General features: G+C 74.5%; 21 protein-coding genes. 14 read left to right on the forward strand and 7 right to left on the reverse strand.

Annotation, left to right across the window (positions count from 1 at the left end; genetic code table 11):
- From CTKZ_RS00360 to CTKZ_RS00370, 3 genes are all read left to right on the forward strand, one after another.
- The coding region (locus CTKZ_RS00360; RefSeq protein WP_124341058.1) for a glycoside hydrolase family 26 protein at positions 1-1,089 on the forward strand (1,089 nt) is incomplete at its 5' end.
- A gap of 47 nt (positions 1,090-1,136) precedes the next feature.
- On the forward strand, positions 1,137-2,534 hold the full coding sequence (locus CTKZ_RS00365) for a UDP-glucose dehydrogenase family protein (protein ID WP_235843100.1): 1,398 nt from the start codon (positions 1,137-1,139) through the stop codon (positions 2,532-2,534).
- A gap of 272 nt (positions 2,535-2,806) precedes the next feature.
- On the forward strand, positions 2,807-3,376 hold the full coding sequence (locus CTKZ_RS00370; RefSeq protein ID WP_124341059.1) for a chloramphenicol phosphotransferase CPT family protein: 570 nt from the start codon (positions 2,807-2,809) through the stop codon (positions 3,374-3,376).
- 48 nt (positions 3,377-3,424) lie between these two features.
- On the opposite strand, the gene CTKZ_RS00375 is transcribed toward CTKZ_RS00370, so the two are convergent.
- Both CTKZ_RS00375 and pgm read right to left on the reverse strand, forming a co-directional pair.
- A complete protein-coding gene (locus tag CTKZ_RS00375) occupies positions 3,425-3,742 on the reverse strand; it encodes a monooxygenase (RefSeq protein WP_124341060.1) in 318 nt (105 codons plus the stop codon).
- Positions 3,743-3,912: 170 nt separating this feature from the next.
- On the reverse strand, positions 3,913-5,589 hold the full coding sequence (pgm, locus tag CTKZ_RS00380) for a phosphoglucomutase (alpha-D-glucose-1,6-bisphosphate-dependent) (protein WP_124341061.1): 1,677 nt from the start codon (positions 5,587-5,589) through the stop codon (positions 3,913-3,915).
- 148 nt (positions 5,590-5,737) lie between these two features.
- Between pgm and CTKZ_RS00385 the strand changes: the two genes are divergently transcribed.
- Both CTKZ_RS00385 and CTKZ_RS00390 read left to right on the forward strand, forming a co-directional pair.
- Positions 5,738-6,562: a DUF5926 family protein gene (locus tag CTKZ_RS00385; protein WP_124341062.1), complete on the forward strand. Its 825-nt coding sequence runs from the start codon at positions 5,738-5,740 to the stop codon at positions 6,560-6,562.
- Positions 6,563-6,992: 430 nt separating this feature from the next.
- On the forward strand, positions 6,993-7,730 hold the full coding sequence (locus tag CTKZ_RS00390; protein ID WP_124341077.1) for a glycosyltransferase family 2 protein: 738 nt from the start codon (positions 6,993-6,995) through the stop codon (positions 7,728-7,730).
- Here the strand turns inward: CTKZ_RS00390 and CTKZ_RS00395 are convergent.
- Positions 7,645-10,221, reverse strand: a complete 2,577-nt coding sequence (locus CTKZ_RS00395; protein ID WP_235843101.1) for a hypothetical protein — start codon at positions 10,219-10,221, stop codon at positions 7,645-7,647. The two genes, CTKZ_RS00390 and CTKZ_RS00395, sit on opposite strands and share 86 nt — an antisense overlap.
- 80 nt (positions 10,222-10,301) lie before the next feature.
- Here CTKZ_RS00395 and pheA point away from each other — a divergent pair, with 80 nt between their 5' ends.
- Positions 10,302-11,306 (forward strand): prephenate dehydratase, encoded by a 1,005-nt coding sequence (pheA, locus tag CTKZ_RS00400; protein ID WP_124341063.1) that lies wholly within the window; start codon positions 10,302-10,304, stop codon positions 11,304-11,306.
- A 36-nt stretch (positions 11,307-11,342) separates the two neighbouring features.
- Here pheA and CTKZ_RS00405 read toward each other — a convergent pair whose 3' ends face one another.
- Together CTKZ_RS00405 and CTKZ_RS00410 are read right to left on the reverse strand one after the other, a co-directional pair.
- Positions 11,343-12,080, reverse strand: a complete 738-nt coding sequence (locus CTKZ_RS00405; protein WP_124341064.1) for an SdrD B-like domain-containing protein — start codon at positions 12,078-12,080, stop codon at positions 11,343-11,345.
- A gap of 183 nt (positions 12,081-12,263) precedes the next feature.
- Positions 12,264-13,424, reverse strand: coding sequence for a diacylglycerol/lipid kinase family protein (locus tag CTKZ_RS00410; RefSeq protein WP_124341065.1), 1,161 nt, complete (start codon positions 13,422-13,424; stop codon positions 12,264-12,266).
- 170 nt (positions 13,425-13,594) lie between these two features.
- Here CTKZ_RS00410 and serS point away from each other — a divergent pair, with 170 nt between their 5' ends.
- The 6 genes from serS (at position 13,595) to CTKZ_RS00440 (ending at position 20,343) form a co-directional block, all read left to right on the forward strand.
- Positions 13,595-14,878, forward strand: a complete 1,284-nt coding sequence (gene serS, locus CTKZ_RS00415) for a serine--tRNA ligase (protein WP_124341066.1) — start codon at positions 13,595-13,597, stop codon at positions 14,876-14,878.
- Positions 14,875-15,669 carry an HAD family hydrolase gene (locus CTKZ_RS00420; RefSeq protein WP_124341067.1) on the forward strand — a complete coding sequence of 265 codons (795 nt, stop codon included), beginning with the start codon at positions 14,875-14,877 and terminating at the stop codon, positions 15,667-15,669. The genes serS and CTKZ_RS00420 overlap by 4 nt, the downstream gene beginning before the upstream one ends.
- A 196-nt stretch (positions 15,670-15,865) precedes the next feature.
- On the forward strand, positions 15,866-17,242 hold the full coding sequence (locus CTKZ_RS00425) for an ABC transporter substrate-binding protein (protein WP_124341068.1): 1,377 nt from the start codon (positions 15,866-15,868) through the stop codon (positions 17,240-17,242).
- 146 nt (positions 17,243-17,388) lie between these two features.
- Positions 17,389-18,378: a carbohydrate ABC transporter permease gene (locus tag CTKZ_RS00430; RefSeq protein WP_124341069.1), complete on the forward strand. Its 990-nt coding sequence runs from the start codon at positions 17,389-17,391 to the stop codon at positions 18,376-18,378.
- Positions 18,375-19,322, forward strand: a complete 948-nt coding sequence (locus tag CTKZ_RS00435) for a carbohydrate ABC transporter permease (protein ID WP_124341070.1) — start codon at positions 18,375-18,377, stop codon at positions 19,320-19,322. Before CTKZ_RS00430 ends, CTKZ_RS00435 begins: the two co-directional genes overlap by 4 nt.
- A 145-nt stretch (positions 19,323-19,467) precedes the next feature.
- Positions 19,468-20,343 carry an EamA family transporter gene (locus CTKZ_RS00440; RefSeq protein ID WP_124341071.1) on the forward strand — a complete coding sequence of 292 codons (876 nt, stop codon included), beginning with the start codon at positions 19,468-19,470 and terminating at the stop codon, positions 20,341-20,343.
- Positions 20,344-20,422: 79 nt separating this feature from the next.
- Here CTKZ_RS00440 and CTKZ_RS00445 read toward each other — a convergent pair whose 3' ends face one another.
- Positions 20,423-21,040 carry a bacterial proteasome activator family protein gene (locus tag CTKZ_RS00445; RefSeq protein ID WP_124341072.1) on the reverse strand — a complete coding sequence of 206 codons (618 nt, stop codon included), beginning with the start codon at positions 21,038-21,040 and terminating at the stop codon, positions 20,423-20,425.
- Positions 21,041-21,116: 76 nt separating this feature from the next.
- Between CTKZ_RS00445 and CTKZ_RS00450 the strand changes: the two genes are divergently transcribed.
- Positions 21,117-22,349 carry an AGE family epimerase/isomerase gene (locus tag CTKZ_RS00450; RefSeq protein WP_124341073.1) on the forward strand — a complete coding sequence of 411 codons (1,233 nt, stop codon included), beginning with the start codon at positions 21,117-21,119 and terminating at the stop codon, positions 22,347-22,349.
- A 31-nt stretch (positions 22,350-22,380) separates the two neighbouring features.
- Here the strand turns inward: CTKZ_RS00450 and CTKZ_RS00455 are convergent, their stop codons facing one another.
- A complete protein-coding gene (locus tag CTKZ_RS00455) occupies positions 22,381-23,358 on the reverse strand; it encodes an NAD(P)H-quinone oxidoreductase (RefSeq protein ID WP_124341074.1) in 978 nt (325 codons plus the stop codon).
- Between the two features lie 225 nt (positions 23,359-23,583).
- Between CTKZ_RS00455 and CTKZ_RS00460 the strand changes: the two genes are divergently transcribed.
- Positions 23,584-26,760 (forward strand): ATP-binding protein (locus CTKZ_RS00460; RefSeq protein ID WP_160142785.1); only part of this gene is annotated, 3,177 nt, incomplete at its 3' end.

Below are 26,760 nucleotides of genomic sequence, written 5' to 3' on the forward strand. Positions count from 1 at the left end.
GCGCGCGACCGCGCCGAGCAGGCCGAGGCCGCGCTCGCCCGGGCCCGTGCCGCCGCGGCCACGCCGTCGTCGTCCGGCCCCGCCCCCGAGGTCAAGCCCACGGCACCGCCGCTCGCCGCGCTGCGGCAGCCCACGGCCCGCCAGTTCGGCCTCTACACCCCGCAGGCCCCGTTCAGCTGGGCCGAGCAGGACGCCGTCGCCGCGCAGATCGGGACGCAGCCGAACATCGTCGGCTACTTCCAGGGCTGGGACGGCAACTTCCGCGCCGACGCCGTGAGCCGGTCGTGGGCCAAGGGCGCCATGCCCATGCTCACGTGGGAGTCGCGGAACCTCGCCACGGCGAACGACGTGGTCGAGGAGCCCGAGTGGTCCCTCAAGGAGATCACCAACGGCCGCTACGACGCCTACCTGCGGCAGTACGCCGCGGACGTCACCGCCCTCGGCCTGCCCGTCGCGATCCGTCTCGACCACGAGATGAACGCGTCCTGGTACCCGTGGAACGAGCAGGGCTCCGGCGGCGCGTCCGTCAACGGCAACAGCCCCGGCGACTACGTCGCCATGTGGCGCCACGTGCACGACATCTTCGAGGCGTCCGGCGCCAACCAGTACGTGCTGTGGGTGTGGGCGCCGAACATCGTCAACAACCTGCCCGCCGCGAACCAGTCGCTCGCCTACACGAAGTCGCTCTACCCGGGTGACGAGTACGTCGACTGGGTCGGCCTGTCCGGCTACTACCGGCCGCCGTACCGCGACGGCCAGACGCCCACCTTCGCGTGGACCTTCGACAAGTCGCTCGACCAGCTGCGCGCCATCACGCACAAGCCGATCTTCCTCGCGGAGATCGGGGCGTCGGAGAGCGGCGGCCAGAAGGCCGCGTGGGTCACCGACCTGTTCGACGCGCTGGCCAAGCCGGAGAACGCCGACGTCGTCGGCTTCGCCTGGTTCAACCACGCCGTCACCACCATCAGCCAGGGCGAGCGCGTCACCAACGACTGGCGCGTCGAGTCCCGCGCCGACTCCCTCGCCGCCTTCGTCGAGGGACTGCACGACCCCGCCGCAGGCTTCGCCCTCCCGGGCGGTGCGTCATGACGCCCGCGACGCCCACCGCCAACCCCCGCCGTTCTAGGAGAAACGACATGACCGAGCAGCACACCGAGGACCTCACGGTCGCGGACCACTTCCCCCGGCGCGTCTTCGACGCCGACGCCCCCGCCCCTCGCATCTCGGTGCTCGGCACCGGCTACCTCGGCGCCACGCACGCCGTGTCGATGGCCGCGCTCGGCATGGAGGTCGTCGGCTACGACGTCGACCCCGCCAAGGTCGCCGCGCTCCAGGCCGGCAAGGTGCCGTTCTACGAGCCCGGGCTGCCCGAGCTCCTCGAGGAGCAGCTCGCCACCGGCCGCCTGCGCTTCACCTCCGACGTCGCCGAGGCCGTGGCGTTCGCGGACGTGCACTTCGTGTGCGTCGGCACGCCGCAGACCAAGACGAGCCACGCCGCGAACCTGTCCTTCGTCGAGGCTGCGACCACGGCCGTCGCCGAGAACCTCACGCACGACGCGCTCATCGTCGGCAAGTCCACCGTGCCCGTCGGCACCGGCGCCCGCCTCCGCGAGCTCGTCGCGGCCAAGGCCCGCAAGGACGTCCGCGTCGAGCTCGTGTGGAACCCCGAGTTCCTCCGTGAGGGCAAGGCCGTCCAGGACACGCTGCACCCCGACCGCATCGTCATGGGCGGCACCACCGCCGACTCCGAGGCGCTGCTCCGCCGCGTCTACGAGACGCCCATCGCCGAGGGCACGCCGGTCGTCGTCTGCGACCTGCCCACCGCCGAGCTCGTCAAGGTGAGCGCCAACGCGTTCCTCGCGACCAAGATCTCGTTCATCAACGCGATCGCCTCCGTGTGCGAGGCCGCCGACGCGGACGTGACCGTCCTCGCCGACGCGCTCGGCCACGACGTCCGCATCGGCCGCCAGTTCCTCGACGCCGGTCTCGGCTTCGGCGGCGGCTGCCTCCCCAAGGACATCCGCGCCCTCATGCACCGCGCCAACGAGCTCGGTGCGCACCAGGCCTCCGCCCTGCTCCAGCAGGTCGACGAGATCAACATGGGCCAGCGCGGCCGCGTCGTCGAGCTCGCCCTCGAGGCGTGCGGCGGCTCCGTCCTCAACCGTCGGGTCGGCGTCCTCGGGGCGGCCTTCAAGCCGCACACCGACGACGTGCGCGACTCGCCGGCCCTCAACGTCGCCGCGGCCCTGCACCTGCGCGGTGCCCAGGTCACCGTGTACGACCCCGAGGCCGGCGACACCGCCCGCGCGTCCTTCCCGACGCTCGGCTACGCGACCTCCGCCGAGGAGGCCGTCGAGGGTGCGGACGTCGTCCTCGTCCTCACCGAGTGGGACGAGTTCGTCGGCGCCGAGCCGGCCAGGCTCGCCGCCCTCACGCAGAACGCGAACGTCATCGACGCGCGCGGCAAGCTCGACCCGCAGCGCTGGCGCCAGGCCGGCTGGTCCTTCCGGGGCCTCGGCCGCACCGCCGCCTGACGGGTCGCCTGAACGGTCGCCGGGGTGTCGGCGACCGACCTCGGGCCGCCGGAGGCACGGTCCGGCGGTCACCCCCGCACGCACCGCCCGACCGCGTCGGGTCGGGGGTGCGTGCAGCGGGCGGTGTCGCGCCCCGACGCCGCTCCGCACGACGGGCCGCGCACCTCGCAACCGGGTGCGCGGCCCGTCCGTGCGTCCGCCGCCTGGTGCGCGGCCCGTCCGTGTCCCCGCCGTCACACTGGCGGGTCCCGCTTCGCCGTACCGTGGCGCGCATGCCGCACGCGTCCGGACAGGTCGACGTCGTCGTCGTGAACGGCGGCTCCAGCTCGGGGAAGAGCTCCCTCTGCCGCGCCCTGCAGGAGGAGCTCCCCGGACTGTGGCTGACGTTCGGCGTCGACTCCTTCGTCGACGCGCTCCCGGGCGCCGGTGACAGCCCGCGAGCCGACATCACCTTCGGCGCGGACGGCACGGTGAGCGTCGGTCCGCAGTTCGGTGCCGGGCAGGACGCCTGGTACGCCGGGCTCGCGACCATGGCGCGCCACGGCGCCCACCTCGTGCTCGACGAGGTCCTGCTGGCCGGAGGCGCCGGTCAGGAGCGCGTGCGCCGGGCCCTCGACGGGCTCGACGTCGTGTGGGTCGGCGTGCACTGCGACCCCGAGGTCGCCGCGGCACGAGAGGCGCACCGGCCCGATCGTGTACCCGGCATGGCGCGCGACCAGGCGCTCAGCGTCCACGCGGGCGTGCGGTACGACCTCGAGGTGGACACGACGCGGCGTCCGACCCTGGACTGCGCCGCCGAGATCACCGCCGCCCTCGCGGCCAGGGCGTCCGCGCGCGAATGACGGGAGGGAAGGTGGCGGCAGGGCGGGTGACGGCAGGGCGGGCCGGCGCTACGGCCGTTGCTGCGGGACCGGTGCGTGGGTGATGGCGGACAGGCCTGCGTTGACGGGCGTCGAGAAGGTCGTCACGTCCGTGATGCCGAAGCCCGCGAGACGCGCGGTGTGCTTGGCGAGGTAGCGCTCGGCCGACGCGCGGTCGGTGAAGAGGTACGCGCCGCCCGCCGTCCCGGCCTCGGCGTCCTCCGTCCAGACCTTCCAGAGCAGCCCGTCCTCGGCGGCGATGTCCGCCGCCAGGTCCCCGAACGTGGTGACGGCCTCGTCACCGACGGGCCCGTCGGTCGGGAAGTCGAAGAACAGCAGGTGCGCCATGATCGGTCCTCTCCGCGGGCTCATGATGGACGCCGGTCGACGCCCACCGGCCGCCCAGTCGACCACACGCCACCCACACGGCCGCGACCCGGGTCTGAGGACCGGAGACGGTGCGTCAGCGGTCGCCAGACCCGGGTCGTCGTCGAGCGAGGACGGCGGCGTCGGCCGGATCAGCTGCCCAGGGCCTGGGAGACGACCTGCTTGGCCTCGTCCTGGACCTGCGTGAGGTGCTCCTCGGAGACGAACGACTCGGCGTAGATCTTGTAGACGTCCTCGGTGCCTGAGGGCCGCGCGGCGAACCACGCGTTCTCGGTCGTGACCTTGAGGCCGCCGATGGCCGCGTCGTTGCCGGGCGCGTGCGTGAGGCGCGCGGTGATCGGCTCGCCCGCGAGCGTCGTCGCGGTGACCTGCGAGGCGTCGAGCGCGGCGAGGGTCTTCTTCTCCTCGCGGGTCGCGGCGGCGTCCACGCGCGCGTACCAGGACTCGCCGAACTCGCCGACGAGCTCGCGGTGGATCTGCGACGGCGACTTCCCCGTGGTCGCGATGATCTCGGACGCGAGCAGCGCGGGCAGCAGGCCGTCCTTGTCGGTGGTCCAGACGGTGCCGTCCTTGCGGAGGAACGACGCCCCGGCGGACTCCTCGCCGCCGAACCCGACGGACCCGTCGACGAGCCCGGGCACGAACCACTTGAACCCGACGGGCACCTCGATGAGCCGGCGACCGAGGCGCGCGGCGACGCGGTCGACCAGGCTCGACGACACGAGCGTCTTCCCGATCGCCGTCCCCGTGGGCCAGCCCGGGCGGGCGCCGCCGTACAGGTAGTGGATCATCACGGCGATGTAGTGGTTGGGGTTCATCAGGCCGCCGTCGGGCGTCACGATGCCGTGCCGGTCGGAGTCCGCGTCGTTGCCGGTCGCGACGTCGAACGGCGCCTCGCCGCCGGCCATGCGCTGGACGAGCGACGCCATCGCGTACGGCGACGAGCAGTCCATGCGGATCTTGCCGTCCCAGTCGAGGGTCATGAACGACCAGCGCGGGTCGACCTGCGGGTTCACGACGGTGAGGTCGAGGCCGTAGCGCTCGCCGATCGCGCCCCAGTACTCGACGGACGCGCCGCCGAGCGGGTCGGCGCCGATGCGCACGCCCGACGTCCGGATCGCCTCGAGGTCGAGGACGTTCGCGAGGTCGTCGACGTACGCGGACAGGTAGTCGTGCTTGCGCGTCGTCTCGGCCGCGAGCGCCTGCTCGTAGCTCACGCGCGGCACGGACCGCCAGCCCGACGCGAGGATCGCGTTCGCGCGGTCGGCGATCCACGCGGTCGCCTGCGACCCGGCCGGGCCGCCGTCCGGCGGGTTGTACTTGAAGCCGCCGTCGCGCGGCGGGTTGTGCGACGGGGTCACGACGATGCCGTCGGCCAGGCCAGGCCCGGCGGTGCGGACCCCCTCGGACGATCCGGCGCCGTTGTAGCTGAGGATCGCGTGCGAGACGGCGGGCGTCGGCGTCCACGAGTCGCGCGCGTCGACGCGGACCTCGACGCCGGCCGCGGCCAGCACCTCGAGCGCGGACCGGAACGCGGGCTCGGACAGCCCGTGGGTGTCGCGGCCGATGAACAGCGGCCCGTCGGTGCCCTGCCCGCGGCGGTACTCGACGATCGCCGCGGTGATCGCGACGATGTGCGCCTCGTTGAACGCGGAGTCCAGGGCGGACCCGCGGTGGCCGCTCGTGCCGAAGACCACGCGCTGCGCGGGGTCGTCGAGGTCGGGCTCGCGATCGAAGTACGCCCCGAGGAGGGCGTCGAGGTCGACGAGGTCGGACGGCTGGGCAGGGGTTCCGGCGCGCGGGTCCATGCCGTCGATCCTTCCGCATGACCTGTGACCGCGCAGCCCCCGGCCGTCCCGGTCCGTGGACCTGCCGTGCCAGGTCCGTCACACGCGCCCCGACCGGCCGACGCGGGACCGGTCGGGCGGGTGCCGTCGCGCCCGGTAGCCTCGGGGCATGGCCAGGAACACGCCCGACTTCGTGCTGCGTCCGTTCGAGGGGCTGCCCGGTGAGCCCGACTGGGTCGCGCTCAAGGAGCTCGTCCCCGCGGCGACCGCGACCGCCCGCACCACCCAGGAGCACGGTGCGCGCGACGTCCTCGTCACCACCGTCCTCCCGACGGCGTGGCCCGCGCTGCACCGCGCCGACGGCGTGGTCCTCCTCGCCCTCCAGACGGTCGGCTCGTCGGGCGACGCCAGCCGCGACCTCGCCGCCTCGCTGCTCGAGGCCCTCGAGGTGGAGCCCGGCACGGCCGTCGAGACGGTCGGACTGCCCGGTCCCGGCCCGCGCCTCCAGGACGTGCTCGACCTGTCCGTGCCGTTCGAGGTCACCGTCCACGAGTCGTTCTCCTACTGGCTCGCGCCCGACACCGAGCGCACGCCCGACCTCGTCGCGGCCATGGAGGAGGCCGACGCGGGCATCATCGACACCCGCAAGCTCGCCGCCGCCGAGTCCGCCTACTGGTGCCGCATGGGCGCCCGCGAGTTCCTCCGCTGGGCGCAGCCGCACGACGAGCAGGTCGTCCTCGACGCGCTCGCCCGCCTGCACGCGCGCCGCGCGTCGGGCTTCGACGGCGGCAAGTTCGTCGGCTACTTCCGGTCCAGCGGGCTCGTCGTCCCCGTGTGGGAGCTCGCCCGCGGGTCGGAGGCCGAGGACGTCGAGGCGCCGCTCGCCGCGTTCGCGCCCTCGTTCGCGGAGGCGCTCGCGTCGACCGAGCCGCTCGACGCCGACGAGCGCCGTGCTCGCGCGGGTCTCGTCGCCCGCCAGGTGACGCTCCGCTGACACCCGTCCCGCTGACGCCGCCGACGCCGACGCCGCCCGCCGGACGGGTGCCGTCGGCGTCCCGGCCTGCGGGTCCGGGCGGGCGGTCCACGTCCGGCTCGCTAGGCTGGCGCCCGTGACGCGCAAGGGCGGGAAGGCCGCCGACGACCAGCCGGAGGCCGGCCCGACCGACGCCTCGACGGCCGCTGCGACCGCGCCCGCGCGCACGCGTGGCCGGACGCCCGCCACCACGACGGTCGACGAGGCGGCGACGTCCTCCGGCTCGGGAACCGACGCCCCCGCCGCGACGTCCGACGCGCACCCCGAGGCCCCGGCCACGGGCGGCCGTCAGCGGCGCGGAGGCCGCGACGCCGGTCGCGACGCCGCGCGTGAGCCCGCGCACGACGCGCGCGAGCCCAAGCCGCACCGGCACAAGCAGCGGGTCGCCGTCATCATCCCGGCGAAGGACGAGTCCCGGCGCATCGCCGCGACCGTCCGCTCCGCGCGCGCCATCCCGCACGTCGACCTCGTGCTCGTCGTCGACGACGGGTCGGAGGACAACACGCAGCACGTCGCGCGCGAGGCCGGCGCGGTCGTCGTCCGGCACTCGCACAACCGCGGCAAGGCCGCCGCGATGGAGACCGGCGCCGCCGTCGTCGCGATGCGCGACGCGCCCGACCGTCTGCCGCGCGTCCTGCTGTTCATCGACGGGGACCTGGGCGAGACCGCCGTCAACACCGCGCCGCTCGTGCCGCCCGTCGTCGACGGGCACGCCGACCTGTCGATCGCGCTGCTGCCGCCGCAGCCCGGCGCGGGTGGTCGCGGGATCGTCGTCGGCGCCGCGCGTCGTGCCATCGCGTCGATGACGGGGTGGACGCCCACGCAGCCGCTGTCCGGCATGCGCTGCCTCACGCGGGAGGCGTTCGAGGCCGCGACCCCGCTCGCGCGCGGGTGGGGCGTCGAGACGGGCATGACGATCGACCTGCTGCGACAGGGCTTCCGCGTGATCGAGGTGCCGTGCGAGCTGCGGCACCGGCCGTCCGGGTCCGACCTCAAGGGTCAGCTGCACCGGGCCGCGCAGTACCGCGACGTGCAGCTCGCGGTCAGCGCGCGCCGGGTCCGGGGGGCGGCGGCGTCGGTGAAGCAGACGGTCGCGCCGCGTCAGCGTCCGCCGCAGACGCACCGCTGACCTCGTCCGTCGCCACCGCCGCGGACGCACCGCTGACCTCGTCGGTCCCCACCGCCGCGGTCGCACCGGCGCGGTCGACGGGCGCGTCCTGCGCCGACCCGCCGTCGGCTGCGTCCGTCGCGACTGCCGTCCCCGCCCGCGCGGCGACGCCCGTCGGAGGTCCGTCGTCGACGGTCACGGCCGTGGGCTCGGGGTTCTCCAGCCGCCACTGCGCCGCCGCGGCGACGAGGCACGGCACCGCGACCGCGATCCCGGTCGCGGGTACGACGATGCCGGAGTCGTTGATGAGGAAGCCGACCCCGAGGCCGGCGCCGATCGCGAGGACCGCGGGCCGAAGCAGCGGGACGGCGGCCTGGAGCCCCGCGAGCGGGCTGCGCGGACCCATGAGGGCGCCGCGCCGCGGGCGGTCGCCGGCCAGGACGATCCAGGTGAGCGCGATGCCGAACACCGCGAGCACGAGGTAGCGCCAGTTCGTGAGCACCCGCAGGTTGACCGACAGCTTGCGGTAGACGACGTCCCACAGGCCGCCGTCGAGGACCGTCGCGAAGAACCGTCCCAGGTGCGTGCGGTCGGCGGGCGGGCGCATCCAGTCGAGCACCGCGAAGCCGCCGACGACGAGCGCGCCGACGGCGAGGATGAGCGCGAGCGTCTTCCACTGCACCCGACGGCCGCTCACGACGATGCCGAGCAGCGCGAACGCGAGGATGAGCGCGGGCGGGCCGCCGAAGTCCGAGCCGAGGCCGGGGGCGCCGTCCACGACGACGAGCAGCAGCCCCAGCGCGCCCACCAGGACCGTCGCGAGGACGCGTCGGCCGCGGCGCACGAGCGGGTCGGCGATCGCGACGGCCACGAGCAGGCCCGCGGCCGTGAGCAGCGCGAACGCCTGGTTGCTCATGCCGTAGAACCGGGCCGCGAGCAGCCGGTGCGCACCCATCGGGGTGTCGATGACGAGGTGCGAGCCCGTGCACGCGTCGACGACGAGCACGCCGACGGTCACGGCCGCGACGAAGCCGGCGGGGCCGAGGACCGACCGCCGCCACGGCCCGACGAGCGCGAGCGCCGTGATGAGCGCGATCCAGGCGAGGACGGTCCACCAGAACGCCATGCGCGGGTCGGCGGCGCGCCACCACGGGACCAGGCCGGTGAGGAACGCGGTGATGGGTGCGGCGGCGAGTGCGAGCGACGCGATCTTCAGCGCGTGCATCGCGGGCCGCAACGGTCGCCGGTCGGAGCGGCCCTTGCGCGTGAGGATGATCGCGGCGGCGACGAACAGCACGGCCTGCGCGAGCACCATGCGCGTCGAGAACCCGCCGCTGACGCGCGTGACCCACTGCGCCTGCTGCTGCACGTCGAGCAGCATCGCCATCCGTGCGGACGCGGTCGCCGGGCCCGCGGTCGGCACGATCGTGGCGCCCGCGAGCGCCGGCGCGTCGTCGTCGAGGTCGAGGGCCGCGAGCAGCGTGGGCGTGACGTCGACCGTCTGGACCAGCCCGGGCTGCCGCGTCGCGCCCGACGTGAGCAGGTTGCGCGCGTACTCGGCGCCGTTGGGAGCGGTGCCGAGCGCCGCGGCGAGCTGGAGGGTCGCGCGGCTCGAGTCGGCGAGCGACACGACGAGGACCGTCGCCCCCGTGCGCTCGGTGGCGCGCAGGACCGCGCCGATGCGGTCGTCGAGGGTCTGCGCCTGGGCCGAGCGCGTGGGCTCGACGATCGCGCCGGGTGTGGGGAGCTCGGGGTCGGTCGGGTCCGCGATGCCGGGGATCTCGTCGCCGAGCTCCTCGTCGGGCGCCGTCGACGACCCGCGTGCGGCGGTGGCGTAGCCGGGGTCGCGCAGCACGCCTGCGTCGACGACCACGAGCTGCGAGGTCGCGAGCGCGTCACGGACCGTGCGCGTGAGGGCCGCCGTGCTGCCGGGACGCGCGACGTGCGTCCCGACCGGCAGGCCGTCGCCGTCGGCGAGCGCGATCGCGGCGCCCGGGCCGACGCCCGTGGCGGGCGTGCCCGAGCCCGCGAGCAGGTCGCCCAGCAGGCCGGGGCGTGCGCCGTACGACTCGGCGTCCGCGGACGCCCCGTAGTCGTCCCACCCGGGGACGACGCCGTCCTCCCCGGGGTCGCGGAGCGTGCGGCACGTGCGGTCGTCGGCCGGCAGGTCGGCGGCACGCTCGCCCGACGAGACCGCGAGCCAGCCGTCCGCGGGGCACGAGCGCGACGCGACCGAGCGGGCGGCGACGAGGCCGATGGACCCGTCGCGCGACAGGTCCCACAGGGTCGGCGTCGTGAGCGTCGTGACGTCGTCCCAGCGCAGGCCGGTCACGCCGACGAGGACGATCGGCGCGGTGGCGCCGCCCTCGGCGGCGGCACCTGACGGGGCCGGGGTCGGGGCGGCCGCGCCCGCGGTCGGGGCGGTGAGCAGCACGGTCGCGACGGCGAGCAGCGTGCCGGCGAGCGCGCGCACGCGGTGACGCAGGGCGCGCGGGCGGGCGGAGGTCGGCACCGGTCAAGCCTACGGGCGCACTACCCTCGACCCCGGCGGGTGGGGTCGACGCCGCGTGGAGCGCCTGAGGAGGAGCTGTGATGTCCGAGGCAGGAGCGGTCGCGTCCGGCACGTCGACGGCGGGGCGGGGCGGTCGTCCGCGGTACGCGTACCTCGGGCCCGCGGGCACGTTCACCGAGGCCGCGCTGCGGCAGGTCGTCACACCCGACGAGGCCGAGTACCTCCCGCAGACCGACGTCGGCGCCGCGATCGAGGCGGTCCGCTCCGGCGACGCGGACTTCGCGGTGGTCGCGATCGAGAGCACCGTCGAGGGCGGCGTCACCGCGACGCTCGACAGCCTGGCCGGCGGCGCGCCGCTCGTGCTGCTGCGCGAGGTGCTGGTGCCCGTGCAGTTCACGCTCGCGGGTGCCCCGGGCGTCGCGCTGAGCGACGTGCGCCGCATCTCCGCGCACCCGCACGCGTGGGTGCAGTGCCGCCGCTGGCTCGCGCACCACCTCCCGGGTGTCGTGCACGTCCCCGCGACGTCGAACACCGCCCCCGCCGCGCTGCTCGCGCGTCGCGCCGCCGACGGCGAGCCCGTCGAGCTCGGGTTCGACGCCGCGCTCGTCCCGCCCGCCGCCGTCGAGACGTACGGGCTCGTGCCGCTCGCCGAGCACGTCGCGGACAACCCGAGCGCCGTGACGCGGTTCGTGGTCGTCGGCCACCCCGGCCAGGTCCCCGCGCCCACGGGGGCCGACAAGACGACGCTCGTCGTGCACCTGCCCGACAACGAGGCCGGTGCGCTGCTCGCGATGCTCGAGCAGTTCGCGGTGCGCGGCGTGAACCTGTCCCGCATCGAGTCGCGGCCCATCGGCGACGCGCTCGGCCGCTACTCGTTCTCCATCGACGCCGAGGGGCACATCACCGACGAGCGCGTGGGCGAGGCGATCATGGGCCTGCACCGCCGCTGCCCGCACGTGCGGTTCCTCGGGTCGTACCCGCGGGCCGACGCCGTCGCGCCGACCGTCCACGTCGGGACCGCCGACGCGGACTTCGTCGGCGCCCGCGACTGGCTGCGCGCGGTGCGCGAGGGCTCCGCGACCTGAGCGGACGCCGGCCCGCGACGACCGGCGCGGACGGGTTCAGCCCTGCGCGACGTCGAGCACCTGCGCGACGGGCGTCGCGCCGACGTCGACCCCGCGCGCGACCCGGTCCGCCGTCACGTCGTCGGCCGCCGCGGGCAGGTCGAGCCCGGCCTGCTCCGTCAGCGCGACGGGTCCGGACCGGCCCCGGGTCATGTCACCGGCGACGGGCTCGGCGTCGGAGTCCACGAGCGCACGGCCGGGCGCCGCGACGGCCGTCGTCAGCGCGTACCCGGCCGGCAGCTCCCAGCGCACCCGGTAGACGCCGCCCGCGAGGTCGTCGAACACGGCCGTCCCGTCGGCGCCGGTGGTCGCGGCGGCGACGACGCTGCCGTCGGGGTGGTGCGCCGGACGCGCGTCGGCGGTCTCGAGGTGGACGAAGACGCCACCCAGCGGCCGCTCGGCGGCGCCGCGCAGGCCGTCGGCGTCGTCGTCGCCCCACGCGCTCGTGACCAGGGCGAACGTGGGCGGGGGGACCGCGTGGTCGTCGAGCAGCACGGCCCGCTCGTCGGGGGCGGGCGCGGGGTCCGGGGCCAGCAGCGAGAGTCCGAGACCGACGGCCGCGAGCGCCCCGACCGTCCCGAGCACCACCGACGCGAGCGACGCCCGCAGGTGCGCGGGCGACGACACCGCGGGCGACGACACCGCGGGCGACGGCACCCGGGGGGACGGCACCACGGGCACGGGCGCCGTGCGGGGCGCGCCCGCAGGCGGTTCGGGGCGGCTGTCGGTGGTCACCGTGCTCCTCGTCTGCTCCTCGTCTGCTCCGCGCCGGCGCCGCGTCGGGCCCTCGGGGTGGGAGGCGACCGTCGGCGTCGACTGCTCCCCACGGTAGCCGCGGGATCGGACATAGGCGGAGAAGTCGGGCATTCTTCACCACCCCGGAGCAACGACCGCGGGCCGCGCGCCGACGGGTCGCCGTCAGCGGGTCGGGACGCGGACCACCAGCGCGCCGGGGTCGACCCGGGCCGTGAGCTCGGTGACCCGCCCGACGACGTCGCCGTCGACCTGCACGTGGTCCCCGCCCGGCACGACGAGCCGCACCTCCTGCGCGCGCGTGTGGTCGATGCGGCCGATCTTCGCCGGCAGGTCGTTGCGGACCCCCACGCCCTGCAGCACGACCTCGCCGAACAGCTGCGCCCACCCGGCGATCCCGGCGCGCGTGTCGATCGCGGCGACGTCGAACCAGCCGTCGTCGAGCTCCGCGTCGGGCAGCAGCGTGATGCCCCCGGGCAGCTTCCCGCAGTTGCCGATGAGCAGGCTGCGCAGCCGGGTCGTGGTGACGGGCTGGTCGTCGAGCCGGACGTGCACGCGGCTGCGGCGGCCGTGCAGGTGCTTCATGCCCGCGACGAAGTAGGCGATCCAGCCGACGCGCGCCTTGAGCTGCTCGTCGGCGTCGGCGACCATCGCCGCGTCGAACCCGACGCCCGCGATGACCAGGAAGATGTGGTCGCGCGGGACGTCCCCGTCGTCGGGCAGGTCGTCCGCGGCCTCGGCGACGTCGTCGTGCACGTCGGACTCCCAGCGCTGCACGCGCAGCCAGCCGACGTCGATCGTGCGGTCGCGGCCCTCGACGGCGACGCGCATCGCGGCGAGCGGGTCCGACAGCGGGATGTCGAGGTTCCGCGCGAGCAGGTTGCCCGTGCCGAGCGGCATGAGGCCCATCGGCACGCCCGTCCCGACCAGACCCTCGGCGACCGCCCGGACCGTCCCGTCGCCGCCCATCGCGACGACCACGTCCGCGCCGCGCTCGACCGCCTCGCGCGTCTGACCCACGCCCGGGTCCTCGACGGTCGTCTCGAGCCAGAGCGGCTCGGGCAGCTCCTGCTCGGCGCACAGCCGCAGCACCGCGGCGCGCAGGTGCGCGACGTCGGGCTTCGACGGGTTCGCGACGAACGCGACGAGCTGTCCGCTGCCCTCGATCTCGCGCGCGAGCCGCAGCGCGCGGGCCGACCGCGCGCTGCCGGGCGACTCGATGCGCCGCCGGAGCTCGCGCTGCCGGACGAGCAGCACGAGGACGAGGAGCAGCGAGAGGAGCGCGAGCGCACCCGCGACGACCGCGACCCACCCCTCCCACGACACACGGGCAATCTACGGCCACCCGCCCCTGACCCGCCGGAACGCCCCGCGCCGCTCCCACGCACCGTCCTCGCCGCCCGCTCCTCTCCCGCCCGTGCGATCCGCGAGCTCGGCGCCGCGGGGGCCGGTCGGGTGCGGGGCGGGGGGTGCGGGGTGGTCGGTAGAGTCGGCGGGTGATCGATCTGCGGCTCCTGCGGGAGGAACCCGAGCTCGTCCGGACCAGCCAGCGGCTCCGTGGCGACGACCCGTCCCTCGTCGACCAGGTCCTCGACGCCGACTCCCGCCGCCGCGCCGCCCTCACCGAGTTCGAGACGCTGCGTGCCGAGCAGAAGGCGCACGGCAAGAAGGTCGCGCAGGCGCAGGGCGAGGAGAAGCAGGCGCTGCTCGCGCACGGCAAGACGATCGCCGAGAAGGTCAAGGGCCTGCAGGCGGAGGCCGACGAGGCCGAGCGCCACGCCACGGACCTGGCCCGGCGGATCGGCAACGTCGTCGAGGACGGCGTCCCGGCCGGCGGCGAGGACGACTACGTCGTGCTCGAGCACGTCGGGAGCCCGCGCGACTTCGCCGCGGAGTACGGCGCCGACTTCGCTGTGCGCGACCACCTGGCGCTGGGCGAGGGCCTCGCGGCGATCGACACCGAGCGCGGCGCGAAGGTGTCGGGGGCGCGGTTCTACTTCCTGACGGGCATCGGCGCGCGGCTCGAGCTCGCGCTGCTCAACGCGGCGGTCGACCGGGCGCTCGCGGCGGGGTTCACGCCCGTCATCACGCCCACGCTCGTCAAGCCCGAGGTGATGGCCGGCACCGGCTACCTGGGGGCGCACGCGGACGAGGTCTACCACCTGCCTGCGGACGACCTGTACCTGGTCGGGACGTCGGAGGTCGCGCTCGCGGGGTACCACAGCGGCGAGATCCTCGACCTGACGAGCGGCCCGAAGCGGTACGCCGGCTGGAGCGCGTGCTACCGGCGTGAAGCCGGCTCGTACGGCAAGGACACGCGCGGCATCATCCGCGTGCACCAGTTCCACAAGGTCGAGGCGTTCTCCTACACGACGGTCGAGGACGCGGCCGACGAGCACCGGCGGATCCTCGGCTGGGAGAAGGCGATGCTCGACCTCGTCGAGCTGCCGTACCGCGTGATCGACACCGCGGCGGGCGACCTGGGCAGCAGCGCGGCGCGCAAGTTCGACTGCGAGGCGTGGCTGCCGAGCCAGCAGCGGTGGCTCGAGCTGACGTCGACGTCGAACTGCACGACGTTCCAGGCCCGCCGCCTGGGCGTGCGCGAGCGCACCGCGGACGGCACGGTCCGTCCGGCGGCGACGCTCAACGGCACGCTCGCGACGACGCGCTGGATCGTCGCGATCCTGGAGAACCACCAGCAGGCCGACGGGTCGGTGCGCGTCCCGGAGGCGCTGCGCCCGTACCTGGGCGGCCTCGAGGTGCTGGAGCCCGTGCGATGAGCCGCTGCACGATGGTCGCGCTCGACGTCGACGGCACCCTCATGTCCTACGACGGCGTCATCTCCGCCGACGTGCGCGACGCGATCGCGGCGGTCCGGGAGGCGGGGGTGCACGTCGTGCTCGCGACGGGCCGCGGCGCGCACTCGGCGGTGCCGGTCGCGCGCGACCTGGGGCTCACCGAGGGCTGGGTCGTGTGCTCGAACGGGGCGGTCACGGCCCGCATCGACGGCACCGACGACGGCTTCGAGATCACGAAGTCCGTGACGTTCGACCCCGGCCCGGCGCTGCGGACGATCGCGATGGAGCTGCCCGACGCGCTGTTCGCGGTCGAGGACCTCGGCGTCGGCTTCAAGGTGTCCGCGGACTTCCCGGCCGGCGAGCTGTCCGGGCGCGTGCAGGTCGTGCCGTTCGACGAGCTCGCGTCGACGCCCGCGACGCGCGTCGTCATCCGCGCGCCCGAGGCGAGCCCCGAGGAGTTCCACGCGCTCGTCGAGCGCGTCGGCCTGCACGAGGTCGAGTACGCCGTCGGGTGGTCCGCGTGGCTCGACCTGACGCCCGGCGGGGTGTCGAAGGCCAGCGCGCTCGAGGAGATCCGGCAGCACGAGGGCGTCGAGCCGTTCGCGACGGTCGCCGTGGGCGACGGGTCCAACGACGTGCAGATGCTGCGGTGGGCCGCGCGAGGCGTGGCGATGGGGCACGCGTCCGACGTCGTGCGCGCCGCGGCCGACGAGGTCACCGGGACGATCGAGGACGACGGCGCCGTCGCGGTCCTGCGGAGCCTCGTCGACTGACGAGAGCCGCCCGCGGGCGTCGTCGCAGGTGCCGCGGGCAACGGCGGTCAGGGCGCTGACACGTGTGCGTTGCCCAATTGTGACCGTTCTGTCCCCGTGCGCCGGTTGCGAAACCCTTGCGCAACGACTTGCATCGCTGGGGAGGGCGCGACGGGGTGGAGTCGCGCCGTCCGGACCATGACGACGTGGAGGTCTCATGAACGGCTTGCGCAAGCGCCGCGGCTACACCGCGGCAGCGGCGGCGGGGGCGGGTCTCGTGCTCGTGCTCACCGCCTGTTCGGGCAGTGACGACGACGGGGGCAGCGGCGACGGCGCGTCGTCGACGACGGACTGCACCGCGTACGAGGACTACGGCGACCTGTCGGGGAAGACGATCAGCGTCTACACCTCGATCGTGGACCCGGAGTCGCAGCAGCAGATCGACTCCTACGCCCCGTTCGAGGAGTGCACGGGCGCGAAGATCGAGTACGAGGGGTCGCGCGAGTTCGAGGCGCAGCTCCCGGTGCGCCTGCAGGCGGGCAACCCGCCGGACATCGCGTACATCCCGCAGCCCGGGTTCCTGAAGTCGATCGTCGAGCAGTACCCGGACGTCGTCGTGCCGGCCCCGCAGGCCGTCATCGACAACGCGAACGAGTACTACACCGAGGGCTGGGTCAACTACGGCACGGTCGACGGCACGCTCTACGCGACGCCGCTCGGCGCGAACGTCAAGTCGTTCGTCTGGTACTCGCCGACGGCGTTCGAGGAGAACGGCTACGAGATCCCCACGACGTGGGACGACCTCATCGCGCTGACCGACCAGATCCGTGAGGACCACCCCGACGTGCAGCCGTGGTGCGCGGGCATCGAGTCCGGCGACGCGACCGGCTGGCCGGCCACCGACTGGCTCGAGGACGTCGTCCTGCGGACCGCAGGCGCGGACGTCTACGACCAGTGGGTCAACCACGAGATCCCGTTCAACGACCCGCAGATCCTCGAGGCCCTCGGGACCGTCGGCTCGATCCTCAAGGACTCCGAGCGCGTCAACGGCGGCTGGGGCGACGTGACGTCCATCGCGACGACCCCGTGGAACGAGGCGGCGCAGCCGATCCCGGACGGCGCCTGCTTCCTGCACCGTGCGGCGAACTTCTACCAGGCCAACTGGGACGAGAGCCTCAAGGTCGCGGAGGACGGCGACGTCTACGCCTTCTACCTGCCGGGCAAGACCGAGGACGACAAGCCGCTGCTCGGCGGCGGTGAGTTCGTGACGGCGTTCGCCGACCGTCCCGAGGTCCAGGCGTTCCAGGCCTACCTGTCGAGCCCCGAGTGGGCGAACAAGAAGGCCGAGGTCACCGGCCAGGGCTGGCTGTCCGCGAACAACGGCCTCGACCCGGCGCTGCTGCAGTCGCCGATCGACAAGCTGTCGTTCGACCTGCTCACCGACGACTCGTACACGTTCCGGTTCGACGGGTCCGACCAGATGCCCGGTGCCGTCGGCGCCGACGCGTTCTGGAAGCAGATGACGGCGTGGATCGCGGAGAACCAGTCCGACGAGGAGACGCTGGACAACATCGAGGCGGCCTGGCCGCAGTGACGCCTCGACCGGTGTGACACCGACGTGGTGGGGGTCCGTCAGCGGGCCCCCACCACGGCCGTCCCACCGGCGGTCCCCTGCGCGCACGGCTCGCGCGCCTCCCCCCGTGCATCGACGCCGGCCTGGACGGCGATGAAAGGTGAGCCATGGACTGGTTGATCCGCCCTGACACGACGGGCGAGAAGCTGACGCTGATGGTGCTCGCGATCCTGCTGTTCGTCGTCGTGATGGGTCTGATCCTGTTCGGCGTCGACCGGATCAAGCGGCTGCCCGTCTGGGTGGTCGCGCTCGGGTTCCTCGGCCCGACGCTGCTGTTCCTCACGTTCGGCCTGCTGTACCCGGGCCTGCGGACGATCCGCGACTCCTTCTACACGAACAGCGGTGACGCGTTCGTCGGGTTCGACAACTACGTGAAGGCGTTCACGGAGGACCAGTTCCAGATCGTCCTGCGCAACACCTTGCTGTGGGTCGTGCTCGTCCCGCTCGCGGCGACGTTCATCGGCCTCGTGTACGCCGTGATGGTGGACCGGACCCGGTTCGAGTCCTTCGCGAAGACGCTGATCTTCCTGCCGATGGCGATCTCACTCGTCGGTGCGTCGATCATCTGGAAGTTCGTCTACGAGTACCGGCCCGACCAGGGCAACATCCAGCAGATCGGGCTCGCGAACCAGGTCCTCGTCTGGCTCGGGCTGCCACCGCAGCAGTTCCTGCTCAACCAACCGTGGAACACGCTGTTCCTCATCGCGGTCATGGTGTGGATCCAGGCCGGCTTCGCGATGACCGTGCTCTCCGCGGCGATCAAGGCCATCCCGGACGACATCGTCGAGGCCGCGCGCCTCGACGGCCTGGGCGGCGCCAAGATGTTCCGCTTCATCACCGTCCCGAGCATCCGGCCCGCGCTCGTCGTCGTGCTCACGACCATCGCGATGGCGACGCTCAAGGTGTTCGACATCGTCCGGACGATGACCGGCGGCAACTTCGGCACGTCCGTCGTGGCCTACGAGTACTACACGCAGTCCTTCCGGGCCCAGAACCCCGCGTTCGGTGCGGCGCTCGCGGTGCTGCTCTTCGTCCTCGTCATCCCGATCGTCGTCTACAACGTGCGGCAGCTGCGACTCTCGGAGGAGATCCGATGACCGTCATCCCGCCCACCAACCTGGTCGACGAGACCGAGGCTGACACCCGCGCCGCCCGGCCGGCGCGCAAGATGTCCCGCGCGGAGAAGCGCGCGATGGCGGTCAAGGGCAAGCTCAGCTCCCCGTGGGCGTCGGGCATCGCGATCGTCATCGCCGTCCTGTGGACCGTCCCGACGTTCGGCCTGTTCGTGACGTCGTTCCGCCCGCGCGCCGAGATCCGGTCGTCGGGCTGGTGGACGCTCCCGTGGAACCCCGAGCTCACGCTCGAGAACTACCAGGAGGCGCTGTTCGGGTCCTCGACGAGCCTGGCGACCTACTTCCTGAACTCGCTCGTCATCACGCTGCCCGCGGTGCTCATCCCGATCTCGCTCGCGCTGCTCGCGGCGTACGCGTTCGCCTGGATCGACTTCCGGGGTCGCAACCTGCTGTTCGTGGGCGTGTTCGCGCTCCAGGTCGTGCCGATCCAGGTCACGCTCGTCCCGCTGCTCTCCCAGTACGTGTCGTGGGGGCTCGCGGGCTCGTTCTGGGTCGTGTGGCTGTCGCACTCGATCTTCGCGCTGCCGCTCGCGATCTACCTGCTGCACAACTTCATGAAGGACATCCCGCCGTCGCTCGTCGAGGCCGCGCGCGTCGACGGCGCCGGGCACGTGAAGATCTTCTTCCAGGTGCTGCTGCCGCTGCTCACGCCCGCGATCGCGTCGTTCGCGATCTTCCAGTTCCTGTGGGTGTGGAACGACCTGCTCGTCGCGCTGGTGTTCGCGGGCGGCACGCCCGACGTGGCGCCGCTCACGGTGCGCGTCGCCGAGCTCGCGGGCACGCGCGGGTCGCAGTGGCACCTGCTGTCCGCGGGTGCGTTCATCGCGATGATCGTGCCGCTGATCGTCTTCCTCGCGCTCCAGCGGTACTTCGTCCGCGGCCTGCTGGGCGGCGCGGTCAAGGGCTGACCCGACCGCCCGACCGCACGACCCGCGGCCCGCGCACCCTCCGGGGTGACGCGGGCCGCGTCGTGCCAGGACCGGCGCGCAGGTGGGCGGCGTGCCCGGGCACGCGCCGTCGGGCGGGCGTCGCGCCGGTGCCTACGCTGGGCGGGTGCCCGCGCCGCTCCTCTTCGTGCTGTCGGGCCTCACCCAGTACCTCGGCGCCGCGATCGCGGTCGGGCTGTTCGACGTGCTCCCGCCCGCGGTCGTCGCGTGGCTGCGGCTCGCGGTCGCCGCGGTCGTGCTCGTGCTGTGGCGGCGGCCGTGGCGGTCACGCGGCCTGTGGACCCGGCGGGCCGTGCTCACCACCGTCCTGTTCGGGGTGGTGCTGGGCCTGATGAACGTCGCGTTCTACGTCGCGATCGACCACCTGCCGCTCGGCACCGCGGTCGCGCTCGAGTTCGTCGGACCCGTCGCCGTCGCGGCCGTCACCGGGCACGGGTGGCGTGACCGCGTCGCGATCGGGGTCGCCGCGCTCGGCGTCGTGCTGCTTGCGGGCGTCACGCTCGGGTCGGGGGCCGTGCCGGGCGGCGACGCGGTCGTCGGGCTCGTCGCGATCGGGGTGTCCGCCGCGTGCTGGGCGGGCTACATCGTGCTCGGGCGGCGCGTGGCCACCGCCGAGAGCGGGGGTGTCACGGGCCTGTCGGTCGCGATGACCGCGGGTGCGCTCGTGCTCGCGCCGTTCTTCGTGCGCGACGCCGCGCCCGTCGTCGTCGACCCGCGGCTCGCGCTGCTCGTCGTCGGCGTCGCCGTCCTGTCGTCGGTCGTGCCGTACGCGCTCGAGCAGGTGGTCCTGCGGCGCGTGCGGCCCGCGACGTTCGCGGTGCTGCTCGCGCTCCTGCCCGCGACGGCCGCCGTCGTCGGGGCCGTGGTGCTGCAGCAGGTCCCGCACCCCGCCGAGCTCGTCGGGCTGGTCCTCGTCTCGGGCGCGATCGCGCTCACCGCGACCGACCGCACCGCCGCCGACGAGGCGCCGCCCCCGGCGTGATCCGGCCGCCGGGCGCGACGGCCGCCCGCGCCTGCGTCCGGACCCTGCGGCGCTGCGACCGTCGCCCCGGGGGGCAGCCCTACAGGTACTGACCGGTGCCCGGGCGCTCCGGGTCGTCCGGGTCCCCGATCGCCAGACCCGGGTGCGCCGCGTGACCGGGCATCCCGCCGGGCCCGGGCGGGAGCGCGCGACGCATCTGCGACAGCTGCGCCTGCGCCGCCATCTGCTGCGCGACGAGCGCCGTCTGGATGCCGTGGAACAGCCCCTCGAGCCACCCGACGAGCTGCGCCTGCGCGATCCGCAGCTCGGCGTCCGACGGCGTCTGCTCGTCGACGAACGGCAGCGTGATGCGGTGCAGCTCGGCCACGAGCTCGGGGGACAGGCCGTCCTCGAGCTCCTGGAGCGACCGCTCGTGCACCTCGGCCAGGCGCGCGCGGGCGGCGTCGTCGAGCGGCGCGCTGCGGACCTCGTCGAGCAGCTGCTTGATCATCGTGCCGATCCGCATGACCTTGGCGGGCTCGCCCACGAGGTCGGAGACGTCCTCCCGGCCCTCGTCCTGGCCCTCGTCCTGGCCGTCGTCCGGCGCGCCGTCGCCGGCCCCGGGAACCGGCACCACGACGACGCGCGGCCCCGCGCCCGTCGGACCCTGCGCGTGCTGCTCCGTGCCGACCTCGTCACGTGCCTCGTCGTCGCTCATCCGGGCATTGTGTCCCGCCCGTCCCGCGGCGTGCAGCCCGGACCGGTCGCCGGTCCGGCGTCGGTAGGGTTGACGCATGTCCTGGCTGACGACGCCCGCGCACGCCCGGTGGCTCGAGGGCGAGACCGACCGGTTGCTGGACTTCGGGAGGGCGTCGGCGCTGCCCGGCGGCGGGTTCGCGCGGCAGGACGAGCAGGGCGGCGTGCAGGACGGCCCGCTCGAGCTCTGGATCACGTGCCGCATGACGCACGTGTACGCGATCGGGCACCTGCTGGGACGCCCCGGCTCGGCGGCGCTCGTCGACCACGGGCTCGCGGCGCTGCGCGGCGTCTTCCACGACGACGAGCACGGCGGCTGGTTCGCGGAGGTCGAGCGCGACGGCACCCCGCGGGACACCGACAAGGCCGCCTACCCGCACGCGTTCGTGATCCTCGCGGCGTCGAGCGCGACGGCCGCGGGCCGCCCCGGCGCGCGCGAGGTCCTGGACGAGGCGCTCGCGGTCTCCGAGCGGTGGTTCTGGGACGACGAGGCGGGCCTCGCGGTCGAGCAGTGGGACCGCACGTTCACGACGCTCGACACCTACCGCGGCGTCAACGCGAACATGCACACGGTCGAGGCGTACCTCGCGGCCGCCGACGTCACGGGTCACCGCGTCTGGCTCGACCGCGCGCTGCGGATCGTCGAGCGCGTCGTCGACGGGTTCGCCAAGGGCAACTCGTGGCGCATCCCGGAGCACTTCGACGCGGACTGGGTCGCCGACCTCGAGTACAACGTCGACACGCCCGCGCACCCGTTCCGTCCCTACGGCGCGACCATCGGCCACTGGTTCGAGTGGGCGCGCCTCACGCTGCACGCACGCGCTGCCGTGACCGCGCGCGGCGACGTCGCCCCGACGTGGCTGCTCGACGACGCGGTCGCGCTGTTCGACGCCGGCGTGCGCGAGGGCTGGGACGTCGACGGTGCCCCCGGGTTCGTCTACACGGTCGACTGGGACGGCGCGCCGGTCGTGCGCGAGCGCATGCACTGGGTCGCCGCCGAGGCCGTCGCCGCGGCCGCCGCGCTGCACGCCGCGACCGGCGAGCGGCGGTTCGACGACCTCTACACGCAGTGGTGGGAGTACGTCGGCGCGCACCACCTGGACCGCGAGGGCGGCTCGTGGTGGCACGAGCTCGGCACCGACAACACGGTGTCGCGCACGGTGTGGGCGGGCAAGGCCGACCTGTACCACGCGGTCCAGGCGACGCTGATCCCGCGGCTGCCGCTCACGCCCGTGATCGTCCCGGCGCTCGCGGCGGGCCTGCTCGACTGACACCGGTCGCGGCGTCGGGCGGCTCAGGGGATCAGGGGATCAGCAGCACCTTCCCGAAGACCTCGCCGCGCTCCATCATCCGGTGCGCCTCCGGGGCGTCCGCGAGCGGGACGCGCGCGTGCACGACGGGCCGGACCGTGCCGTCGGCGACCAGCGGCCACACGTGCCGCGCGACCCCGTCGACGATCGCGGCCTTCTGCGCGTGCGGGCGCGACCGCAGCGTCGTGCCGATGACCGACGCGCGCCGCGCGAGCAGCAGCCCGAGGTCGAGCTCGGCCCGCCGCCCCTGCTGCATCCCGATGACGACGAGGCGGCCGCCGTCCGCCAGGATCCGCAGGTTGTCCGCGAGGGCGCCCGCCCCGAGCACGTCGAGCACGACGTCGACGCCCCGGTGGTCCGTCGCGGCACGCACGCGGCCCACCAGGTCGTCCTCCCGGTGGTCGAGCACGACGTCGGCACCGAGCTCGCGGACGCGCGCGACCCGGTCCGGGCCGCCGGCCGTCGCCAGGACGCGCGTGCCGAGCGCCCGGCCGAGCTGCACGGCCACCGAGCCGACCCCGCCGGACCCGCCGTGCACGAGGAGCGTCTCGCCCGGCGACAGGTGCGCCGCACGCAGGTTCGACCACACCGTCGCGACCGCCTCGGGCAGCGCGGCGGCGTCCTCGAGGGGCACGGAGTCCGGCACGGGCAGGCACAGGTCGGCATGGACCGTCACCCGATCGGCGTAACCTCCGCCCCCCAGGAGCGCGGCGACCCGGTCGCCAGGCGCCCAGCGACCCGCCACGGCGTCCCCCACGGCCACGACGACGCCCGACACCTCGAGGCCCGGCCACGGCGGCGCACCCGGCGGAGGGGGGTAGCGGCCCTCGCGCTGGAGGAGGTCCGCCCGGTTGACCCCCGCCGCGCTGACCTGCACGAGCACCTCGGCCGGGCCCGGCGCGGGCTCGTCCACGTCGGCCACCCGCAGGACGTCCGCGGGACCCGGCTCCGTGACCACGACAGCCCTCATCTGCGCACCCTAGCGGCCTGTCAGGACGCGGCAGATAGGGTGCGCACCTGGTCCCGTCCCGGCGTATCCCATCGGGTGAGGTCCGTGGCAAACTCTGGCGCGGGCTAATGGTCCGGTGTCCAGGAGCCGATGGTGGCGGTGGACCCCCTCGAGGGTTCCGACAGGACGCAGGGCCGACACGCCCCCCGGTGGCAACACCCGTGTCGGGTGGAGGAGAGGAACGACATGCTGCGACGGCTTGGCATCCGCGCCAAGATCTTGGCTGTCCTTGCCGTGCCCATGCTCGTCCTGTTCGGTGCTGGGGCGTTCATCTCGTACGACGCGATCCGCGAGGCGCAGCGGGTGCGGGCGGCCGAGGGTGCCGTGGCGGCGCTCCAGGCGTACGCCCCGCTCGCGAGCGCGATCCAGACGGAGCGCGTGCTGTCGGTGAACGCCGCGCCGGTCGAGGAGATCGCGGCCGCTCGGGCCGCGACCGACTCGATGCTGGCGAAGGTCCGGCCGATCACGCGTGAGCTCGACCTCGAGGAGTTCCCGCCCTCCGTGGTGCGGCAGTTCCAGGAGGTGCAGCTCGCGCACAACACGGCGCTGCCGCAGGTGCGCACGCTCGTCGACGGCAAGGGCGACCGGAACCAGACGGCCAACAGCTACGAGGCCATCATCAAGGGCCAGATCGACCTCGTCGAGCAGGTCGCGAACGTCCTCGACGACCGCACGCTCGCGCAGTACGTCACCGCGTACCGCGACGTCTCCGCGACGGCCGACGGCCTCGTCACCGAGATGCTCGCCGGTCAGGGCCTGCTGCGCGCCCGCCAGGCGCAGGCCGCCGGCGCACGCGTCTACCAGAACCTCGTCACGACGACCGAGGTGTCGCGTGCCCGTGCCCGTGCCGCCGTCGAGCGGCTCGGCGAGAACGGCATCGCGATGCCCGCCCGTGACCCCTCCTCGTCCTTCACGTCGATGCGTACGTGGATGCAGCAGGGCAACTCGCAGGGTTTCGACCGCATCGACCCTGCCGCGTACTCCGGTGACATCCAGCAGCAGCTCGCGTCGCTCGTCAGCGTCAACGACGCCGTCCTGAAGCGCGCGTCCGAGATCGCCGACGACGCCGCGACCGCGTCCGAGACGCGTGCGGTCTACACGATCGCGCTCGCCGTCGCCGCCGCCGCGCTGTCCCTGTTCTTCGCCCTCGTCATCGCCCGTGCGATCGTCACGCCGCTGCGGCGCCTGACCGCCGCCGCCGCCGACGTCCGCGAGCAGCTCCCGAAGCTCGTCGAGCAGGTGGCCGTCCCCGGTGAGGGCCCCGAGATCGTCCTGCAGCCGATCCCGGTCAACTCGCGCGACGAGGTCGGCAAGCTCGCCGACGCGTTCAACTCCGTGAACGCCACGACCGTCCAGGTCGCCCAGGAGCAGGCCGCCCTGCGTGGGTCGATCGCGGAGATGTTCGTCAACGTCGCCCGCCGCGACCAGGTGCTCCTCAACCGCCAGCTGTCGTTCATCGACTCGCTCGAGCGTGCGGAGGAGGACCCGTCGACGCTGGCGAACCTCTTCCGGCTCGACCACCTGGCCACCCGCATGCGCCGTAACGCGGAGTCGCTCCTCGTGCTCGCCGGCATCGACTCCGGTCGACGCCTGCGCGACGCGATGCCGCTGTCCGACGTGATCCGGACGGCGTCCTCGGAGATCGAGCAGTACGACCGCGTCGAGCTCGACCTGCAGGTCGACCCGCACATGCTCGGCTTCAACGCCCTGGGCGCCGCGCACATGCTCGCCGAGCTCCTCGAGAACGCGACGATCTTCTCCGAGCCGGAGACGCCCGTCACCGTCACCACCGGCGTGTCCGGCCAGCACGTGTACGTCCGCATCCTCGACCACGGCCTGGGCATGACCGAGGCCGAGCTCGCCGCGGCGAACTCGAAGATCGTGTCGGTCTCCGCGAGCGACGCCCTGGGCGCCCAGCGCCTCGGCCTCTTCGTCGTCGGCCGCCTCGCCCAGCGCCTCGGCGCCGAGGTGCGCCTGCACAAGAGCTCGCAGGGCACCGGCACCGAGACCATCGTCCGGTTCCCGTCGACGCTGTTCGCCGCGACCGAGACCGCGCTCTACGGCGCGCCCTCCGCGCCGCAGCAGGCCGCGCAGCTCCCCGCCGCGCCGGCCCCGGCCGTCGAGGACGCGCCGGTCGTCCGCGAGGTCGACCTCGCGGCCCTCACCGACGGCCAGACGGGCCTCGGCCTGCCGCGCCGCAAGCGCACCGACGACACGGGCGAGAACGAGGTCGCCGCTCCGTCGGCGCTGCCCGTCCGTGGCGGTGGCCAGCCGGGTGCGCTGCCGACGCGCTCCGCGAAGACGTTCGACGAGGACAAGATCGTCCTGCCCGAGGTCCCGTCCGGGAACCTCAGCGCCGACCTCGGCTCCGCCGGGGGCGAGTGGACGCCGCCGACGATCGCGACGACGCCGCTCAACGCCGGCCTCCCGAGCCGCTCGCGGGCCTCGACCTCCGCGTGGGCGTCGACGCCCGAGCCCGAGGCGACGCCCGCCCCGGCCGCGCCGTCCTCGCCCGCCGCCCGTGCCGGCCTGTTCTCCGGGTTCCGCGGTCGCGGCGACCTGGCGACGGGCACCCCGGCCTCCGGCATCGAGATCCCGGGCCTCGCCTCGGACGACGACGACCGTCCCGCCGACCCGGTGCGCGCGCCGTGGATGTCCCTCGGGGCGCACTCCGCCTCGCCGGAGCCCATGGTCGTCCCGCAGCTGGCCGACGACGAGTGGGCGCCCGCGCCCGCCGAGCAGGTCGAGGACACCGAGCACACCGACGAGGTCGCCGTCGAGGCAGCCCCCGACGTGCAGGAGCCCGTGTGGGCCGCTGCGCCCGCCGCCGAGGTCGAGGAGCAGACGTGGGCCCCGGCCCCCGCCGCCGAGACCGAGGAGCCGGCCTGGTCGCCGACGCCCGCCGCCGAGACCGAGGAGCCGGCCTGGTCGCCGACGCCCGCCGCCGAGACCGAGGAGCCGGCCTGGTCGCCGACGCCCGCGGCTGAGGTCGAGGAGCCCGTCTGGGCGCCGACGCCTGCTGCCGAGGCCGAGCCCGTCTGGGCCCCGACGCCTGCTGCTGAGGTCGAGGAGCCGGCCTGGTCGCCGACGCCAGCGGCCGAGGTCGAGGAGCCCGTCTGGGCGCCGACGCCTGCTGCCGAGGCCGAGCCCGTCTGGGCCCCGACGCCTGCTGCCGAGGTCGAGGAGCCCGTCTGGGCGCCGACGCCTGCCGCCGAGGCGGAGCCCGCCTGGGCCCCGACGTTCGCCGAGCCCGAGGCGACGCCCGCCACCGAGGCACCGTCCGCCGAGTCGTGGAGCGCCCCCGAGGCGCCCGCCACGCCCTCTGCGCTGCCGACGCGCGCCGCCGCGGCGGCCGCTCCGGCC

Origin of the sequence: Cellulomonas algicola, from assembly GCF_003851725.1 — a bacterium.
In the GTDB taxonomy this organism is placed as follows: Bacteria; Actinomycetota; Actinomycetes; order Actinomycetales; family Cellulomonadaceae; genus Cellulomonas; species Cellulomonas algicola.

What these genes read in the sequence shown, in the direction of transcription:
- CTKZ_RS00365 (WP_235843100.1), top strand. Translation starts at nt 1,137, where the DNA reads ATGACCGAGCAGCACACCGAGGACCTCACGGTCGCGGACCACTTCCCC.
- CTKZ_RS00370 (WP_124341059.1), top strand. Translation starts at nt 2,807, where the DNA reads ATGCCGCACGCGTCCGGACAGGTCGACGTCGTCGTCGTGAACGGCGGC.
- CTKZ_RS00375 (WP_124341060.1), bottom strand. Translation starts at nt 3,742, where the DNA reads ATGGCGCACCTGCTGTTCTTCGACTTCCCGACCGACGGGCCCGTCGGT.
- pgm (WP_124341061.1), bottom strand. Translation starts at nt 5,589, where the DNA reads ATGGACCCGCGCGCCGGAACCCCTGCCCAGCCGTCCGACCTCGTCGAC.
- CTKZ_RS00385 (WP_124341062.1), top strand. Translation starts at nt 5,738, where the DNA reads ATGGCCAGGAACACGCCCGACTTCGTGCTGCGTCCGTTCGAGGGGCTG.
- pheA (WP_124341063.1), top strand. Translation starts at nt 10,302, where the DNA reads ATGTCCGAGGCAGGAGCGGTCGCGTCCGGCACGTCGACGGCGGGGCGG.
- CTKZ_RS00420 (WP_124341067.1), top strand. Translation starts at nt 14,875, where the DNA reads ATGAGCCGCTGCACGATGGTCGCGCTCGACGTCGACGGCACCCTCATG.
- CTKZ_RS00425 (WP_124341068.1), top strand. Translation starts at nt 15,866, where the DNA reads ATGAACGGCTTGCGCAAGCGCCGCGGCTACACCGCGGCAGCGGCGGCG.
- CTKZ_RS00430 (WP_124341069.1), top strand. Translation starts at nt 17,389, where the DNA reads ATGGACTGGTTGATCCGCCCTGACACGACGGGCGAGAAGCTGACGCTG.
- CTKZ_RS00435 (WP_124341070.1), top strand. Translation starts at nt 18,375, where the DNA reads ATGACCGTCATCCCGCCCACCAACCTGGTCGACGAGACCGAGGCTGAC.
- CTKZ_RS00445 (WP_124341072.1), bottom strand. Translation starts at nt 21,040, where the DNA reads ATGAGCGACGACGAGGCACGTGACGAGGTCGGCACGGAGCAGCACGCG.
- CTKZ_RS00450 (WP_124341073.1), top strand. Translation starts at nt 21,117, where the DNA reads ATGTCCTGGCTGACGACGCCCGCGCACGCCCGGTGGCTCGAGGGCGAG.
- CTKZ_RS00455 (WP_124341074.1), bottom strand. Translation starts at nt 23,358, where the DNA reads ATGAGGGCTGTCGTGGTCACGGAGCCGGGTCCCGCGGACGTCCTGCGG.